Below are 17,895 nucleotides of genomic sequence, written 5' to 3'. Positions count from 1 at the left end.
TCATTCACCTCGTCGTTGCAATCCAAACCACCACTAAGTAGATGACCACCAAAGCTGCCAGAATAACCTGTTTGGCCACTAGAGGTTTTTTATCCTCCAGAAACTTTAACTCGCCATCGTAACACCGAGCCTCCATGGCATCGTAAAATTGCCCTCCACGCTTCATGGAGACAATAAGGAGATTCCCTGCGGTATTCCCAAAGGAATAGATGGCACGCTTATAAGTGGTATACCCCAAACGGGATTCTGCAGAATTGCGCATTCGGGATTGAGTATCCATTAGGATGAAAATATAACGGTACATGATATTCATCAGTTCTACGATGAGCATGGGGACATGGAGACGTCGCAACACGCTGAAGATTTCACCAGACATGGTAGATAGTGACATCATGTACATGGCACTTACTGCGCCAAAGGCCTTTCCCCACAAATTAGTGGTAGTCCCCAGGCCTTCCCTCGTAACAAAGACCGTAAACCACCGACAGTCCAGGTTCACCAAAGACTCAGGGACTGGACCCCAGGAGAAATTCACCAGAATCACAATGCTTCCAATAATCAAAAAGGCGATGGGAATGGCAAGGAGCTCCAAATATTGCCTAAGATGAATCCCCCCCAGGATCACGGTCACAAAGGTGGTAATCAGAATAACGCTGATGGAAACGTAAAGATTATCCGCCACCACGCACATCAGCAGCAGGATGATGGCAAAGCCCACCTTGAATCCAGGATTCACCCCACCAAGCTTTGAGGTGTAGGCGTAAATATCAATGGAAAGGGTCGATTCTCCATGCTTATGTCCGAAGCCACGATGAGGATGGTGTCCATTACGGACACCATCCTTCATTTTGTATATTCCTCCAACGAACAGCACCAGGAGAGGGGGAACCAGCCACAATAATTTTACATCCATAGTGCCTCCAATCTGACACAACTTCCCTAAAAACCTTCAAAGAAAATTAAAGCGGGCTATAAATCCTGATCTTCCTTACCCAGCTTCTTCCGTTCCACAAACCGTCCGAGAAAAAAGGCCAATATTCCTACGCCAATCCCAGTTTGAACACAGAAAATCATGGATTCTACCTCTCCAGGCAGCTCCCCATTTAAAGCTTGCTCCAACACCGGAGTAAACCAAGGTTCATATTCCTGTCCCTGGATTTCACTAATCATCTCACTCCCGGCATCATCCGATCCGCCAAATTCTGCCCCCTGAAGCATAAACAGAGGAACTAAGGCAATGAGCACTACTGCGACTAAAATGATAATAACGGTTCTCTTATTGCTTGCAGTCATTATTTTACCTCCTCAATAAATCCAATGGCTTTCAATTCTGGACTGGCGTAGGATTCCAGTGCAATAACGATGACCACAGACAGCAGCCCCTCAATAATGGCCAGAGGCACTTGAGTTGGGGCAAACACCCCCAGGAATTTAATAGCCGATGCCATCACACCCCCAGATTCCGAAGGATAGGCCATAGCCAACTGGAATGCCGTCACACAATAGGTAAACAAATCGCCCAGGGCACAGGCCACAAACACACTGATTTTTCGGTTCCATCCCAGCTTTTTCCCCAGGGCGTAGAGACCGAAGGACACAAAGGGCCCTGCAACAGCCATGGAAAAGGTGTTCGCCCCCAGGGTAGTCAGTCCCCCATGAGCTAAAAGGATGGCCTGAAACAAGAGCACAATAATCCCCAGGATACTGACAGCCGCCGGTCCAAAGAGAATGGCACCCAAGCCTGTCCCCGTCATATGGGAGCAGCTGCCGGTTACTGATGGAATCTTTAGCGACGAGATAACAAAGATAAAAGCCCCTGCCATAGCCAACAAGGTAATGGACTTCCGATTCTCTGATACCGTCTTTTTGATGGAAAAGAATCCCCAAACCAAGAAGGGAATGGAAATGACCCCCCAGAGCACACAATACCCTACCGGCAAATACCCCTCCATGATGTGCATGGCACCCGCCACTGGCATAATACCGAAGCACAGAGAAAAGGCTGCGGATGCAGCAACAATCCACTTTTGTTTCTTATTCATAAGAAACCTCCTGAAATAGATTTATAATAATTGCTGCAGTCTTGTATGCGTATGACTTATTTTGCGTTTTTGTCACCTTTCGCGAAAAAGCCTCCCCAGCACACTGAGGAGGCTTTGAAATACAAAACGTCGTATCTCTAAAACAAACTAAATCGGAGTGCTTTTAGAAAGCCGCCGTGGTGATATTCTGGCTAATCAATATCATCTGACTTCGCCTTCCCATCCTTTGACAGTGGCAATGAAGACAGCATTTTGAAACACAGATGCGATTACAGCAGAGGATTCCAACCTCTTTCCCAACACACGGAAGCAATTATTATATTAGCTTAATTGTATCCCTTGGGCCTTTTGGTGTCAAGAGAAACCGTTTTTTATTGTGCCGATCATCGCCAAAAAATCGTCATGGTCATCAATCATAACCACCGCTCGTTGAAGGCGGATATCCTCCAGAGCCTCAGCTACCAATCCTCCAGTAAAATCTCCCGACAACACACTCCGATGCATCACAATGGTTCCCTTAAAATCGGACAATCCCCGAAGATTTTCGATATTTCCGGTTCCAAAGGGGACATCTGCCACTAAGAGCACATCCGCCCCTGCCATCAGGGCCAGATTCTTTCGTTGATCCTCTGGGGACACCGCCATAAAGGGTGGAATCGCCACCATTTCGAGGCCCAGATACTCTGCCATCCGCCAGTCATCGCTGCCCTCATTCACCACCCCCAGGGTGACACGGTGCCCCATTTCAGACAACTCATCCAAAATCCGAACTGCACCGCCTCCACCGCAAATCACATGAATGGACAAAGGGTTTTCCACTTGCTGGGGCTTGAGCACCCGGATCGGAATCACCTCGGGCTTTTCAAAGAGGGTATTCTCCCGAATCAGCATCCGCATATTGTACAACAGACGCATATTATCATCCACAATAACAGCCTCCGGCGGGCCATCTGCCACCACCTGGCCGTCATTAATCATAATGAGGCGCCCACAGTACCGGGAGGCTAGATTCAGATCATGGAGCACTGCCACCACTGTCATGCCCGATTCCGTATTGAGGCGGACGATCATTTCCATGACCTCAATCTGGTGATGGACATCCAGAGCAGAGGTGGGTTCGTCCAGGAGGATGATCTCCGGCTCCTGGGCGATGGCCCGTGCGATGACCACCCGCTGCTTTTCCCCGCCGGAAAGCTCATTAAAGAGCCGTCCTCTAAATTTCTCCGTCCCCGTCACTGCCATAGCCCGGGCCACGATATCCCGGTCCCGGTGCCCCTCCCGATCCCGAAAGCCCAGATAGGGGTTGCGGCCCATCATTACAATATCCTCCACATAAAAATCGTAGTCGATGGCAAAGTGCTGGGGAACGACAGCCATTCGCCTGGCCCGTTCCCTCTGGGAAAGGCTGGCATTATCCTCTCCCTGGACCCAAATCTGCCCTGCGGTAATGGGCAATAGACCCGACACCCCCTTGAGCAGCGTCGATTTCCCCGTTCCATTGGAGCCGATCAGTCCAACGAATTCCCCCTCATGGATGGTCGCTGTAAATCCCTTGATAATTTCCCGTTCCCCATACCCCGTATGGACGCCGTCGAAGCGCAGTATTTCCTTGGTGTCCATGGCTATACCCCCTTCCTGGTTTTACGCAGGAGATAAATAAAAAAGGGACCACCAAAGGCTGCGGTGATAATCCCCACAGGAATCTCCTGGCTGGCCACACTTCGGGCCAAAGTGTCGCAGCATACCAGAAAGGCTCCGCCCAAAACCATGGATAAGGGCAAAAGCACCCGATGCTTGGGACCAGTGAGCATCCGTACCACATGGGGAACCACCAGGCCCACGAAACCAATAATCCCCGTCACTGAAACCACCGCCGCCACGACGATGGATGAGGCAATCAGGACCTTCTTTTTAAGACGCTCTGTGTCCACTCCCAGCTGGGTAGCCGTGTCCTCTCCTAAAAGCATAATATCCAGTTCCCGAACCGTTGTTGCCAACACCACGCACCCCAAAAGCACAAAAGGCAGGACAATAAAGACCTGGTCCCAACCCGTTCCATTGAAGCTGCCCATGGTCCAAAACATAATGGCATTCATACTCTGGACATTGAAAATCATAAGAAGGGACATAAAAGCAGAGAGGCTCTGACCCACTGCGATACCGGAAAGAAGCAGGCTTCCCACGGGCACCCGCCGTCCTACCCTGGAAATTCGATAAACCAAAAAAATGGTAACAAAGGCCCCAATAAAGGCCAAAATGGCCGTCCCCCCCATCCCCATGAAGCTGGTATCAAAATGCAGGACAATGCCGATAGCTGCCCCCAGGGCTGCCCCAGAGGACACTCCCAGGATATAGGGATCGGCCATGGGATTCTTGAAGATGCCCTGATATGCCCCACCACAAACAGCCAGTGCCCCTCCTGTCAAAAACCCCAGAATAACCCGGGGCAGACGTACATCCCAGATAATGGCCCCGTGGCCCGCGCTGGCACTGCTTCCTCCTATGTCGATGTGAAGCAATTGGTACAACAGAATCCGGTTGGCTTCTCCAAAGGGAATGGACGTAATCCCCATAAGGGTGCAGATATAAATCAGAAGTAAACACCCCACCACCAGCAGGGGCAGGGCGTATTTTTTTAAGTGCTTCTTCATTTAATGATATCCGGGTAGATATCCTGAACAAAGAGCCGTAAGCCCTCCACAATCCGTGGGCCCGGGCGCTGCATGAGATCCGCCTCAGGGGAAGTCATCCCATAGGCATAAACCTGCCCCTTTGCAATGGCCGTCACCTGGTTAAAGCCCGGTACTGCGGCAATGGATTCTGCCGTAGTCAGAAAAGAGATGTACACATCGGGATTATCGGCAATAATCTGCTCCACGGACAACTGGGGCCAGGCTGTATTCCCCGTAGCTGCAATATTCTTCACATTCATTTCATCCATCATGGATCCCAATAGGGAGCCACTTCCCGCACTGTAATAATCCCCTAAATCGATGAACACTGACTTCTGGACACTGACCCCAGCACAAGCATCGGCCAGCTTCTTCTGCTCTGCTTCCATTCCTTCTACCAGGGTCTTAGCAGAATCGTTGGCGTTGATCAGCTTGCCAGTGATGACAATATCCCCCATCACCCCGTCAATGCTCGTCGCTGAAAACACCACAACCTTGGCCCCGGTATTTTCAAGCTGCTTTCGGACATTGTCATCGATAAAATCTGTCGCCAACACCAGATCCGGGCTTAGTCCGACAATTTTTTCCACATTGGGGGCATTGTAATCCCCAATACTAGCCACAGCAGCAGCCTCTGCCGGGTAGTTACAATAGTCCGTACGACCGACTAGCCGATCCTCTGCCCCCAGGGCAAATACAATCTCAGTATTGGCCGGCGAGAGGGAAACAATCCGCTCTGGCTGGGCATCCAGGGTCACCTCTGTCCCCAAATCATCAGTAATGGTCAAGGGATAGCCCGTCTGCCCCGATACCCCCTCAACCTTTCCAGATGCTCCACTGTTGCTTTGGCATCCGGACACTGCCAATACAAGCCCTGCCATCACCAATACACACCATAGCACATTCCAATATTTTTTCATAACGCCCTCCTTCTTGATTGCAAACCCAATCGACTCTTTCGATTAACTTATTTTTATTTTAGAGCATCCCCCATAAAAATACAAGCGCAATTAAAAAACCGGGACCCAAAGCATTCGACTTCGGTCCCCGGCAAATATTACTTACTATATAAGATACGAATGGAATTGAGAATACACAGGAAGGCAACCCCGGTATCTGCAAAGACTGCCAGCCACATATTGGCGTAAATCCCCGTTAAACCCAGAATCATCACGATAATTTTAATGGTTAGAGCAAAAACAACGTTCTGCCAGGAAATCCCTAAGGTCTTCTTTGCAATTTCGATGGCGGCTGGAATGGCATCTAAATTTGAATTCATAAACACCACATCCGCAGCCTCGATGGCGGCATCGGCACCGCTGCCCATGGCGGCTCCCACATCGGCCCCGGCTAACACCGGCGCATCGTTAATGCCGTCGCCGACGAACATGACGGACCCGATTTTATCCCGAATCCGTCCCAATTCAGCCAGCTTATCCTGGGGTAGTAGCCGGGCGTGGACTTCTTCCACACCCGCCTCTGCCGCCACGGCATCTGCACTGTCCTGGGCATCCCCGGTGAGCATGGCCGTTAGGATATGGTTGTCCTTAATCCGGGAGATGGCCGATCTGGCCTCAGGCTTAAGGGTATCCGCCACGATAATCTGTCCGGCGTAAACGCCGTCCACCGCCAGGAGCACCTCAGAACCCCGCTGTGCCTTAACACGACCAGCCAGGTCAATGCCCTTGAATTCCATGAGCTTGACATTACCGCACAAAACCGTCCGGTCTCCCTGGGTAGCCACGATCCCCTTACCGGACAGCTCCTCAACGGCCTCGGGGGCATTTAAGGTCAGGCCACGGGCCTCCGCCGCCGCCACGATGCTTGTGGCGATGGGATGGGTGGACACCTGTTCACAGGATGCGGCCAGGGCCAGAAGCTCTGTCTCCCCAAAATTTCCTGTGGGAATGACCTGCTGCACCACAAAATTTCCCTGGGTAATGGTCCCGGTTTTATCCATGACCACCGCCTTAATGTTAGCCAAAACTTCCATGACAACGCCGCCCTTAAACAGAATGCCTTTTTTTGATCCGGCGCCAATGCCGCAGAAGAAGGCCAGGGGCACCGACAGCACCAGGGCACAGGGGCAGCTCATCACTAAAAAGCTCAGGGCTGTATAAATCCAGGGGTAGAAGGCCTGTCCAGTAATCAGAGGAATGCCCACTGCGGTAAACAGGGCAATAACCACCACCACCGGGGTGTATACCCGGGCGAACCGGGTAATAAAATTGTCAATTCTCGGCTTGCTGGCGGCGGCATTTTCCACGGAGTCCAGTATCCGGGTGACCATGGATTCCTCCAATCCCTTTTCTACCCGGATTTTAAGGGCCCCGGAGGTATTGACACAGCCTGAGATGACTTCATCCCCAGTGCTGACTCCAACGGGTACCGGCTCTCCGGTGATCGCAGCGGTATCAATGCGGCTTTCCCCATCAATGACGATGCCATCCAGGGGAATGCGGTCCCCTGGTCGCACCAGAAGGATATCCCCCACCTGAGCTTCCTCAGCACCGATAATTTTGACCGACTCACCCACCAATAAGTTGACCGTTTCTGGTCGAAGGTCCACCGCCTCCATAATCTGGCTTCGGCTGCGCTCCACAGCATAATGCTCGAAGGTTATCCCAATTCGAAAGAAGAGCATAACACCTACGGCTTCGGGGTATTGGGCGATGGCAAAGGCCCCCAGTGTGGCGACACTCATCAAGAAGTTTTCATCGAACACCTGTCCCTTGAAGAGATTTTTAACCGCAGTTAAAACAATGTTTCCCCCTAGTACAAGATAGGCCACCACAAAGGCAATGATCAGAGGCATAGAGTAGGTCTCGATTCCGCTGATTTCATGGTATATTTCGACACCAATGAAGAATATACCGCCTAAAATGAGGGAAATGAGATTCAATCGATCCTTTGTGAAAAATCTTTTAGATCTTTGGATTTCTTTCTTTCGGCCACCTTCTTTTGCCACCAGATGGACCCCATTTTCAATTTTTTGACAGATGGCCTCTATTTCCGGCAGCAGGCGGTCCTGATTTGCTGCTGTTAAGCGCAGTTCCTTGGTGGCAAAGGTTATGGAGGCACTGGACACCTCCGGGAGGGCGCTAATGCGTTTTTCCATCTTCGCCGCACAATTGGCGCAACCCAGGTTTTCGATGGTGTAGACCCTGGCCTCATGGCCCTCGGTCACCTTCCCGCCATCCTGAGTCTCCGGTTCTTTGGTATGATGATGACCATGGTGGTCGTGGCCGCAGTTACAGCCTTCATGCTTTTCGTTTTTGGATTCATGGTCGTGATCATGATAGTCATGACCGCAGCCGCAGGCTTCACCATGGGTATGGTCGTGCCCTTGGGTATGCTCTTGTTCTTTATGATGGTTGGACATCGCAATCTCCTTATGATTTTATATTAATATATGAACAATCATTCATATATTGATATTATGTCACTTTTTTTCAAAAGTCAAGGCTTTTAGAATTTTTTTTAATGTAAATTGCTCAAAAAAACACCCTCCAGGACGAAGGGTCCTAGAGGGTGTCTGTCAATATTAATTTACTCTTCCTTATCAGTATCTGTATCCGATGTTTTTTTATCACCGCCACAGCTGCTGGCATGGGGGCAGGAGGTACAGCCGCAACCACAGCCACCGCCTTTCTTTTTATCCCGTACCAATTTAATGACAATGGCAGCGACTATCGCCAACAGTACTCCGCCGACAATAAAGGTTCCCATAGAGTGTCCTCCTTCCTATTTTTACAATGATTATAATTCAACAGTCTTAGGATTACCCACAGCGTCCACCTTTTTTTCGGGCCGGAAGAGAAGGTATAAAAAGCCGATGATCAGCAGAATGGCCACCACCGTCCCCAGGGTAAAGGCCCCAGTTGAAATAAAGGTCCCGATTTGATAGACACACAGGGCAACCGCATAGGCTAAGCCACATTGATAACCAATGGCAAACCAAAACCATTTTGCACTTTGCATTTCACCCTTAATGGCGCCCATGGCTGCAAAGCAAGGGGCACACAGCAGATTGAATACCAGGAAGGAATAGGCAGAAAACACAGTAAAGCTGGCGGCCAGGGTACCCCAGACCTCTGCGCCATCTTCAGCCACCTCAGAGAAGCCATAGAGCACCCCAAAGGTTCCCACCACGTTTTCCTTGGCCACAAGACCGGTGATGGCCGCCACCGCGGCCTGCCAATTCCCCCATCCCAGGGGTGTGAATATCCAGGCAAAGGCCGAACCGATGGCTGCTAAAAAGCTCTCGTTCATATCCTCCACCATACCAATGCCTCCGTCCACCATGCCAAAGCTTTGGAGAGACCAGACGATGATGGTCGATAACAGGATGATGGTGCCCGCCCGTTTGATAAAGGCCCAGCCCCGTTCCCAGGTGCTTCTCAGCACATCCGATACCCTTGGCCAGTGATAGGCCGGCAGCTCCATGACGAAAGGCGCGGGGTCCCCGGTGAACATCCGGGTTTTCTTTAAAACAATCCCAGAACAAACAATGGCAAAAATTCCCACGAAATAAGCACTGGGTGCTACCCACCAGGCGCCACCAAATAAGGCTCCTGCAATGAGGGCAATAATGGGCAGCTTTGCCGAACAGGGGATAAAGGTCGTCGTCATAATGGTCATCCGGCGATCCCTGACATTCTCAATGGTTCGGGAGGCCATAATCCCGGGGACACCACATCCCGATCCAATTAACATGGGGATAAAGGATTTACCCGACAACCCAAATTTTCTAAAAATCCGGTCCATGATAAAGGCAACCCGGGCCATGTAGCCGCAGGATTCCAGAAAGGCAAGGAACAGGAAGAGCACCAGCATCTGGGGTACAAATCCCAATACCGCACCCACACCGCTCAGAACGCCATCCACTAAAAGTCCGGAGAGCCAATCGGCACAGCCAATGGCCTCTAGCCCTGCTGACGCACTGGGAATAATCCAGGCCCCAAAGAGGGTATCATTAGTCCAGTCCGTTAAAAAGGTCCCCACGGTGGTCACTGAAACATAATAGACCAGAACCATCACCGCCGCAAAAATAGGCATGGCCGCAAATCGATTGGTGACCACCCGGTCGATTTTATCGGAGATACTCAGCTGCCCCCGGGTCTTTTGGGAATGACATTTTCCGATGACGCCCTCAATATAATCGTAGCGTTCCCCGGTGATAATGCTTTCTGCATCATCATCCAGTTCCTTTTCACAATCGATAATATCCTTAGCGATATGCTGGATTGCCGGGGCATCAAGGCCCAGGGATTCATGGATTTTTTCATCCCGTTCGAAGCACTTGATGGCGTAAAAACGCTGCTGCTCTTCTGGAAGATGATGGAGCACCGCCTCCTCAATATGGGCCAGGGCGTGCTCCACACAGCCACTGTATCGATGCTTTGGAACGACGGGAGTCCCAGCAGCAGCTTTTTTCGCCGCTGCAATGAGTTCCGTAAGGCCTTCTCCTTTCATGGCAGAGATTTCCACCACCGGGCAGCCCAGAGCCTTTTCCATGGCCTGAATATCCACGGTATCCCCATTTTTACGGACCAAATCCATCATATTGACCGCTACAACCACCGGCAATCCCATTTCCAGGATCTGGGTGGTCAAATACAGATTTCTTTCCAGATTGGTTCCATCCACGATATCAATGACCACCTCAGGGCGTTCCCCCACCAGGTATTCCCGGGCAACCACTTCTTCTAAAGTGTAGGGGGATAAAGAATAAATTCCAGGAAGGTCGATGATGGCAATCTCCTTATCCTTCCGGTACTTTCCTTCCTTTTTTTCCACAGTGACCCCAGGCCAATTCCCAACGAATTGGTTGGATCCCGTTAATGCATTAAACAGCGTCGTCTTCCCACAATTGGGATTCCCCGCCAGGGCAAGATGTATTCCCATTGATTCCTCCTAAATTAGTTTCGCTAACTCTTTCACCAAAAATAATCGCGCATCAGCGCGTTTATTCAACCTCGATCAGCTCGGCATCCGCTTTCCTCAGGGACAATTCATAGCCTCGAACCGTTACCTCGACCGGATCGCCTAAGGGAGCGACCTTTCGTACAGAAATTGAAGTTCCTTTGGTAATCCCCATATCCATAATACGTCGCTTAACCGGACCAATCCCATGAAGCTTGGTGACTTTGACCGTCTCCCCGACCTTTGTTTCTTTTAAGGTTATCAATACACTTCCTCCTAAATCATGATTTTCTTTGCCATTTCGTGGCTGATGGCCACCCGGGCATCTCGAACACTAACGATGACATTGCCATTCATACGATTGACCACCGTAATCGTACTCCCCGGAATAAAACCCAGATTATTTAAAAATTTCTTGACATCATCAGATCCTCCAATCCGTTTTATCTCACCGGATTCCCCCGTGTTTATAAATGATAAAGGCATCATTTTGTCCTCCTTAAATCGAAATTGATTGTTAAAGCTGACATTGTTTGTCAGTACTACCATTCGTACATAAAGTTTATATCAACTAACTTTGTGCGTCAACACTTAAAATACATTAGAATTATTTCAAAATAACTTCATTCTTGACTTAATCGTCAAAAAGCTGTACGCTGTAAATAACCCCCTGGGGGGGTCTTTTAGAATACTCAACACCAAATTCAATTGGAGGTATGCCATGAATTCCATTGACCATCGTCTCTCCGCTACCAACTCCAAGGCCTTGGGCTTCGCCCTTCTGGCGGCCTTTCTTTATGCCATCAGCACACCTGTTTCCAAAATACTGCTGAATACCATCAGCCCTACGATGCTGGCTGCCTTCCTTTACCTTGGCGCCGGTATGGGCATGGTGGTTTTAGGTTCTATCCGGAAATTAGCCTGTCCCGAGCATCAAGCGGAAGGGCTAACCCGTGAGCAGATGCCCGCCATCCTGGCCATGATCGGGCTCGATATTGCGGCACCCATTCTTTTAATGCTTGGTCTGAATCTTACCAACGCCGCCACCGTCGCCCCCCTTAATAATTTTGAAATCGTAGCAACCGCTGTCCTGGCATTGGTGTTCTTCCATGAGCGTATTCCCAGGGGCTTATGGGCTGGCATTGGGCTCATCACCCTGGCCAGCCTCCTGTTATCTGCTGAGGATACGGGTACGATTTGCCTGAATCCCGGGGCACTCCTCGTCCTTTTGGCCTGCTGCTGCTGGGGCCTGGAAAACAATTGTACCCGAGTCCTCTCCCGGAAGGACCCCCTCCAAATCGTCATGGTCAAGGGCTTTGGATCAGGTACCGGGGCCTTCGTTATTGCTTTAGCCATCGGAGAATCCCTTCCCACCCTTTCCCTTATCCCCCTGGTGCTACTTCTGGGCTTTGTAGCCTACGGTCTGAGCATCTTCTGTTATGTCAGCGCCCAGCGGGATTTAGGTGCCGCCCGCACCAGTGCCTGCTACGCCATTGCCCCCTTTGTCAGTACCGGGCTTTCCCTCATCCTATTTTCAAATGTTCCAGGACCGTCATTTTTCATCGCCCTGGGGCTTATGATCCTCGGTACCTTTTTGGCAACAAAAAAGACCTCCTGATCAGTGGCTGAAATACTACCGCTGCCACTTCCACAAAAGGTCTTTTTTTCGTTCATCGTTTTTCAAAATCTACCGTCCGTCCGGTAATCGCCTCACCCTTAATGACATAATCCACAAAGCAGCCGACAATTTCAGGATCGAACCAGCTTCCTCCTCCGGAAAGCAGTTCCTGCAGGGCGATATCCACAGGATGTCCCGGCCGCTGTGTGCCCCCCTCCAAAGTCCCCGTATAGGCATTGGCAATGGCACACACCCGTGCCAAAAATGGAATTTCCTCACCGGAGCGTCCGTCTGGATACCCCGTCCCATCCCAGCATTCATGATGGAAAAGGGCAATATCCTCACCCGCCTTACAAAAATCCGCCGCCTCTGGAAATTCTGCTCCAATACTGCAAAAAATCTGCTGGCCATAATCCACATGACCCATCATCCGCAGACTTTCCTCCACAGTGTAAGACCCCGCCTGCTCCATTAAGCTTTCTGGCAGGAGAATCTTTCCAATATCATGGTAGTCAAAGGGTGAAAGTCCCCGCCACAGCAGGGCCCTTTCCAAAGCGCCTAAATCCATGGCCATCAGGACCATGCGCATATATTGACCAGTACGCTGGCAATGCCGCTGCATCCCCTGGGGCAGCCGATTAAAATAATTGTTCATTTTTGTCTGTCCTCGATGCATACTCCACCTCATTATTCGTATAACAATTTTATCAGATTCTTAATTGCCGCACAAGGTACCCTTTAGTTTTTACTTACATTTGTCAAAAAATACCGTTTTTCTTATCTTTAAACCAAATTTTCTTAAACAATCCTTTGATATGTAATAGCTATCATATCACAATATATTGTGATATCCTCTTGACTTTTCAGTCGTAAGCCACTATACTTAGTTCAAGTAAATAATATCATCAAGTGATCGATTCAAAATCGATAAAAGGAAAATCGGGTGGAATCCCCGTACGAACAGGTCGCTGTAATCAAGGAGTACGCCGCAGATGCCATTGCGCAAGCGAGAAGGCGCGGTATACGATGAGATGGAGTCAGAAAGCCTGCTTGATGATATCGGAAACCATTCCCTGCTCAGATGGCGTTTCTGGATGGCGGTTATTGCTGTGCGCAATGCCCCATCACATAATGGAGTCCCAGGGAGTACTCCATTTTTTAATGTCTTATAATCCTAAGGAGATTCTATGAAAATCATCAAGCGCAACGGCACAGAAATGACCTTTGATATTACGAAAATCATCGCTGCGGTGGGCCGGGCCAACGCGGTCGTCCCGGAAACCCAACGTCTCACCCGGGACCAAATCACTCAGGTAGCAGACGCCGTGGAGCAGGTCTGCGTGGCCCGTCCCCATGCCATGAATGTGGAGGAAATCCAAGATCTGGTTGAGAATGAAATCATGGCCCAGGAGGCTTATGAGGTCGCCAGACAGTATATCACCTACCGTTATGTGCGGACCCTTAAGCGCTCCAGCAACACCACCGACGATAAAATCCTCAGCCTGATCGAATGCAATAATGAGGATGTCAAACAGGAAAATTCCAACAAGAACCCCCGGGTCAACAGTGTCCAGCGGGATTATATGGCCGGTGAGGTCAGCAAGGATCTGACCATGCGGATGCTCCTGCCCACCGCCATCTCCGAGGCCCATGAGCAGGGAATCATCCACTTCCACGATTCCGATTATTTCGCCCAGCATATGCACAACTGCGATTTGGTGAACCTGGAGGATATGCTCCAAAATGGGACGGTCATCAGCGGCACCCGCATCGATAAGCCCCACAGCTTTTCCACGGCCTGCAACATTGCCACCCAGATCATTGCCCAGGTCGCCAGCAGCCAATACGGGGGGCAGAGCATCAGCCTGACCCATCTGGCACCCTTTGTGGACGTCAGCCGTCAAAAAATCCGCCGCAGCGTTACTGAGGAGATGGCCGATTTAGGCATCACCCCCACCGAAGCACAAATGGATGCCATCACCGAAAAACGTCTTCGGGATGAAATTAAGCGGGGAGTCCAGACCATCCAGTATCAAGTGGTCACTTTAATGACCACCAATGGCCAGGCCCCCTTTGTGACGGTGTTTATGTATCTTGGAGAGGCCCGGAATCCCCAGGAAAAAACGGACCTGGCCATGATTATTGAGGAAACCCTCCTCCAACGTATCCAGGGCGTGAAGAACGAAACCGGGGTCTGGGTGACCCCCGCCTTTCCCAAGCTCATTTACGTCCTGGAGGAGGACAACCTGAAGGAAGGAACGCCCTTCTTCTACCTCACCCAACTTTCTGCAGAGTGTACGGCTAAGCGCATGGTCCCGGATTATATCAGCGAAAAGGTGATGCTGGAGAGCAAGGTGGATGCCAATGGTGAGGGACACTGCTATACCTGCATGGGCTGCCGCAGCTTTTTAACCCCCTATGTAGACCCCGAAAGCGGAGCCCCCAAATATTATGGCCGATTTAATCAAGGGGTGGTCACCCTGAATCTGGTGGATGTGGCCCTATCCAGCGGTGGAGATCTGGATCGTTTTTGGCAGATCTTTGAGGAACGTTTGGAGCTCTGCCATGAAGCCCTGCTGTGCCGCCACAACCGCCTGAAGGGTACCCTTTCCGATGCGGCCCCCATCCTCTGGCAATACGGTGCCCTGGCCCGTCTGCCCAAGGGTGCCCCCATCGACCCTTTGCTTTACGATGGCTACTCCACCATCAGCCTGGGTTATGCCGGACTTTACGAATGCTGCAAATATATGACCGGAAAATCCCACACCGATGCCGCCGCTACGCCCTTTGCCATGGCGGTCATGACCCGGATGAACGATGCCTGCGCCACCTGGAAGGCGGCCCACCGCATCGATTTCAGCCTTTACGGCACCCCCCTGGAATCCACCACCTACAAGTTTGCCCGTTGCCTGCAAAAACGCTTTGGCATCATCGAGGGCATTACCGATAAGGGCTATATCACCAATAGCTACCATGTCCATGTCTCCGAGCCCATCAATGCCTTTGCGAAGCTGAAATTTGAAAGCCAGTTCCAGAAGCTTTCCCCAGGCGGTGCCATCAGCTATGTAGAGGTTCCAGATATGCAAGGCAATATTCCGGCAGTCCTCAGCGTCCTCCAGTTCATCTACGATAATATTATGTATGCAGAACTGAATACCAAGTCGGACTACTGCCAGGTCTGCGGCTTTAGCGGGGAGGTGGTCATCGTTGAAGATCAGGACGGCAAGCTGGTTTGGGAATGCCCCAACTGCGGTAACCGTGAAGAGGACAAACTCAATGTCACGCGTCGGACCTGCGGCTACATCGGCACCCAGTTCTGGAACCAGGGCCGTACCGAGGAAATCAGAGACCGGGTCCTGCACCTTTAGGAGCCTCCATGAACTACGCAACCATCAAATACTATGATATCGCCAACGGCCCCGGGGTGCGCACCAGCCTTTTTGTCTCGGGCTGTACCCACCGCTGTCCCGGTTGTTTCAACGAAATAGCCTGGGATTTTGACTACGGCACCCCCTTCACCGAGGCCGTAGCGGCGGAAATTATCCATAGCCTGGCCCCGGATTACATCACCGGGCTCACCATCCTCGGGGGCGAGCCCCTGGACCCCCGAAACCAACCGGCCTTGTTGGACCTGGTTACTGCCCTGGGTAACGCCGCGCCCCATAAGGATATCTGGTGCTACACCGGCTACGTCTACGAAAAGGACCTCCTTCCGGGAGGACGGGCCCACAGCGATGTAACGGATGTCCTGTTAAGCCACATCGACGTGCTGGTGGATGGTCCCTTCATTAAAGAACAGGCCGACATCAGCCTTCGGTTTCGGGGATCGGCCAACCAACGGATTTTACAGCTCTCCCAGGGAAGGATCGCCCATAATTGTGCTTAACGGCGGTGCAATATCTTTGCAGCACCCATTAAAGGGACTGTAATAAGGGTATCGAGTCCCGCCATGCGTAAACCTAACGATTATGCAACGATTATTGTACGCCAAAGCCGAGGCCGATTTAAATTAAAACCAAAATAATAATAGGGACTCCTGCAGGGGGGCGAAATCGCCAACTGCAGGAGTCCCTTTTTATTGCCATTATTTGCATGCAATCCCTAGGCATTATCCATCAAGCAGGTATAGCCACCATCCTTTTCGACTTGGTACAGGCACTCGTACTCTCCGTCCAGGCATTCCCGCATATCCCGGTCTGCCCGGAAGGCCACACAGGTACCGCAGCTGGAGGACAAGGCCCGGAGGGTGGGCATCATCACTGCCTCTACCCCCGCAGCCCCTAGGCTTCGGTGGGTTTTGACCGCTGAAAAGTGGGTGTGAAAGGTGGCGATATAGTCCATCATTTTTTTAGATCCAGGTGATACTCCCCGGAAGCCTCGGTAACCACCACGGTATAGCCCTGGTGCTCGGCAAATCGAGTGACATTCTCCATGGCTACGGGGTTGTCCACTAAAACCGATACCGCCGCTGGCTCGCCCGCCATTGCTTTTTTCACCATCACCACCGGAATGGGGCAGGACAGCCCCCGTGCATCCACTGTATTATCCATTGTATTCATCCTTTCAAACCTCCCAAAATCCTAAGCTTGTTCCCGGGAGTACATCACCGCGACAATGGCGACAATGACAAACCCCACAGCTACTGCAATCTGTCCATTAAAAGTGGGACCCTTTCCCGAAGCTGCTAACCCAAAATTATGGGCGAAGGCTGCTCCGGCAATGAGTCCCAGAACCACCATAGCAGAATCAGAATTCCCTTCTCCCGTTAAAATCAGCTGGCGCAGAGGGCAGCCCCCAAGGAGGGTAAAGCATAAGCCAGACAGGGCCATTCCCAGGAAATTCCACAATCCATCGGTATGGGCGATGGGCTGGTCCGCAAAGCCTAGATTAAAGGTCCCCAGAATTAAATTGCCCACCAAAACCGTGGCAATAATGGTCAGAAAGACCCACAGCATCCGAAATTCCTTAAACATAACGGCATCCCGAATGCCAGCCACGGTACACACCCGCTGGCGCTGACAGACAGCCCCTACCAGAATGCCCCCAAGGAGGGCTGCCCAAATGGGCGCATACATGGATCCCGGCCCCTCGGTACTAAGTTTAAACAAAGAGGGAATCGCCAGAGATAGGACGAAAAGCCCCACCAGGACTACGGTAAATCCAATGCCTTCCACCTTGCCCATCTTATAGGCCCGGCGCAGATTAAAACCCTTATTGAGGGCAAAAATTCCCCCTAAGATCCCAACGACAAAGCCTGCCAATCCCACGATGGCATTTAAATCGCCACCACCGATGCGTAACATCATCCGCAGGGGGCAGCCTAAAAACATCAGGGCCCCGATCATGGCCACCATTCCCAGTAAAAACCGGGTAAAGGGTGCCGATCCCCCTTTGGGATTAAATTCCTTACTGAATACCGCCATCACGAAGGCCCCAATGAGAAGCCCCACAATTTCCGGTCTGAAGTTCTGCACGATCCCTGCGCTGTGCAGGGAGCACGAACCGGCAATATCCCGGAGGAAGCAGGCAATACAGAACCCCATATTCCCAGGATTCCCTAGAGCCGCCAGGGCAATGGCCACACCGCCGATGAGCACTCCGCTCAAAATAAACACCCCATTCTTTTTCATGCTAAAAA

Annotated in this window: 18 protein-coding genes and 2 riboswitches; of the genes, 3 read left to right on the top strand and 15 right to left on the bottom strand. The window is 51.1% G+C overall.

The features are described 5' to 3' along the window. Positions 1 to 4: 4 nt before the first annotated feature. The 11 genes from cbiQ to BLW33_RS03415 all read right to left on the bottom strand — a co-directional run bounded on the left by cbiQ (position 5) and on the right by BLW33_RS03415 (position 11,128). Positions 5 to 913, bottom strand: a complete 909-nt coding sequence (gene cbiQ, locus BLW33_RS03465; protein ID WP_242911585.1) for a cobalt ECF transporter T component CbiQ — start codon at positions 911 to 913, stop codon at positions 5 to 7. Between the two features lie 56 nt (positions 914 to 969). Then, the gene (locus tag BLW33_RS03460; RefSeq protein ID WP_090305101.1) at positions 970 to 1,293 is read right to left on the bottom strand and encodes an energy-coupling factor ABC transporter substrate-binding protein; all 324 of its coding nucleotides are present in this window, start codon (positions 1,291 to 1,293) and stop codon (positions 970 to 972) included. After that, positions 1,293 to 2,042 (bottom strand): energy-coupling factor ABC transporter permease, encoded by a 750-nt coding sequence (locus BLW33_RS03455; protein WP_090305098.1) that lies wholly within the window; start codon positions 2,040 to 2,042, stop codon positions 1,293 to 1,295. Before BLW33_RS03455 ends, BLW33_RS03460 begins: the two co-directional genes overlap by 1 nt. Before the next feature lie 160 nt (positions 2,043 to 2,202). Beyond that, positions 2,203 to 2,399, bottom strand: a riboswitch (cobalamin riboswitch). Continuing rightward, on the bottom strand, positions 2,397 to 3,662 hold the full coding sequence (locus BLW33_RS03450; protein ID WP_090305094.1) for an ABC transporter ATP-binding protein: 1,266 nt from the start codon (positions 3,660 to 3,662) through the stop codon (positions 2,397 to 2,399). It overlaps the preceding riboswitch by 3 nt. A gap of 2 nt (positions 3,663 to 3,664) precedes the next feature. Then, on the bottom strand, positions 3,665 to 4,693 hold the full coding sequence (locus BLW33_RS03445; RefSeq protein ID WP_090305092.1) for a FecCD family ABC transporter permease: 1,029 nt from the start codon (positions 4,691 to 4,693) through the stop codon (positions 3,665 to 3,667). After that, a complete protein-coding gene (locus tag BLW33_RS03440) occupies positions 4,690 to 5,634 on the bottom strand; it encodes an ABC transporter substrate-binding protein (protein WP_090305090.1) in 945 nt (314 codons plus the stop codon). Before BLW33_RS03440 ends, BLW33_RS03445 begins: the two co-directional genes overlap by 4 nt. A gap of 137 nt (positions 5,635 to 5,771) precedes the next feature. Beyond that, the gene (locus BLW33_RS03435; RefSeq protein ID WP_090305087.1) at positions 5,772 to 8,096 is read right to left on the bottom strand and encodes a heavy metal translocating P-type ATPase; all 2,325 of its coding nucleotides are present in this window, start codon (positions 8,094 to 8,096) and stop codon (positions 5,772 to 5,774) included. Positions 8,097 to 8,263: 167 nt separating this feature from the next. Then, on the bottom strand, positions 8,264 to 8,443 hold the full coding sequence (locus BLW33_RS03430; protein WP_090305084.1) for a FeoB-associated Cys-rich membrane protein: 180 nt from the start codon (positions 8,441 to 8,443) through the stop codon (positions 8,264 to 8,266). Between the two features lie 30 nt (positions 8,444 to 8,473). Next, positions 8,474 to 10,621, bottom strand: a complete 2,148-nt coding sequence (feoB, locus tag BLW33_RS03425) for a ferrous iron transport protein B (RefSeq protein ID WP_090305082.1) — start codon at positions 10,619 to 10,621, stop codon at positions 8,474 to 8,476. 61 nt (positions 10,622 to 10,682) lie between these two features. Continuing rightward, positions 10,683 to 10,904, bottom strand: coding sequence for a FeoA family protein (locus BLW33_RS03420; protein ID WP_090305079.1), 222 nt, complete (start codon positions 10,902 to 10,904; stop codon positions 10,683 to 10,685). Positions 10,905 to 10,915: 11 nt separating this feature from the next. Further along, positions 10,916 to 11,128 (bottom strand): FeoA family protein, encoded by a 213-nt coding sequence (locus BLW33_RS03415; RefSeq protein ID WP_090305077.1) that lies wholly within the window; start codon positions 11,126 to 11,128, stop codon positions 10,916 to 10,918. A gap of 232 nt (positions 11,129 to 11,360) precedes the next feature. Between BLW33_RS03415 and BLW33_RS03410 the strand changes: the two genes are divergently transcribed. Then, entirely contained in the window at positions 11,361 to 12,257 is an 897-nt protein-coding gene (locus BLW33_RS03410) for a DMT family transporter (RefSeq protein WP_090305075.1), read from the top strand. A 52-nt stretch (positions 12,258 to 12,309) separates the two neighbouring features. Here the strand turns inward: BLW33_RS03410 and BLW33_RS03405 are convergent, their stop codons facing one another. Next, a complete protein-coding gene (locus tag BLW33_RS03405) occupies positions 12,310 to 12,912 on the bottom strand; it encodes an HD-GYP domain-containing protein (RefSeq protein WP_176966607.1) in 603 nt (200 codons plus the stop codon). A gap of 235 nt (positions 12,913 to 13,147) precedes the next feature. Then, positions 13,148 to 13,325: riboswitch (cobalamin riboswitch) on the top strand. A gap of 119 nt (positions 13,326 to 13,444) precedes the next feature. Between BLW33_RS03405 and nrdD the strand changes: the two genes are divergently transcribed. Beyond that, positions 13,445 to 15,625, top strand: a complete 2,181-nt coding sequence (nrdD, locus tag BLW33_RS03400; protein ID WP_090305069.1) for an anaerobic ribonucleoside-triphosphate reductase — start codon at positions 13,445 to 13,447, stop codon at positions 15,623 to 15,625. An 8-nt stretch (positions 15,626 to 15,633) separates the two neighbouring features. After that, positions 15,634 to 16,143: an anaerobic ribonucleoside-triphosphate reductase activating protein gene (gene nrdG, locus BLW33_RS03395; RefSeq protein ID WP_090305066.1), complete on the top strand. Its 510-nt coding sequence runs from the start codon at positions 15,634 to 15,636 to the stop codon at positions 16,141 to 16,143. 215 nt (positions 16,144 to 16,358) lie between these two features. Here the strand turns inward: nrdG and BLW33_RS03390 are convergent, their stop codons facing one another. The 3 genes from BLW33_RS03390 to yedE are packed head-to-tail and all read right to left on the bottom strand — an operon-like array spanning position 16,359 to position 17,887. Next, positions 16,359 to 16,601, bottom strand: coding sequence for a putative Se/S carrier protein (locus BLW33_RS03390; RefSeq protein ID WP_090305062.1), 243 nt, complete (start codon positions 16,599 to 16,601; stop codon positions 16,359 to 16,361). Continuing rightward, positions 16,598 to 16,816, bottom strand: coding sequence for a sulfurtransferase TusA family protein (locus BLW33_RS03385; protein WP_323398036.1), 219 nt, complete (start codon positions 16,814 to 16,816; stop codon positions 16,598 to 16,600). Before BLW33_RS03385 ends, BLW33_RS03390 begins: the two co-directional genes overlap by 4 nt. 21 nt (positions 16,817 to 16,837) lie before the next feature. Further along, positions 16,838 to 17,887 (bottom strand): YedE family putative selenium transporter, encoded by a 1,050-nt coding sequence (yedE, locus tag BLW33_RS03380; protein WP_090305059.1) that lies wholly within the window; start codon positions 17,885 to 17,887, stop codon positions 16,838 to 16,840. Between the last annotated feature and the right edge of the window lie 8 nt (positions 17,888 to 17,895).

The organism is Eubacterium aggregans, from assembly GCF_900107815.1.
Lineage (GTDB): Bacteria > Bacillota > Clostridia > Eubacteriales > Eubacteriaceae > Eubacterium_O > Eubacterium_O aggregans.
This window is presented reverse-complemented; position numbering and strand designations above follow the sequence as displayed.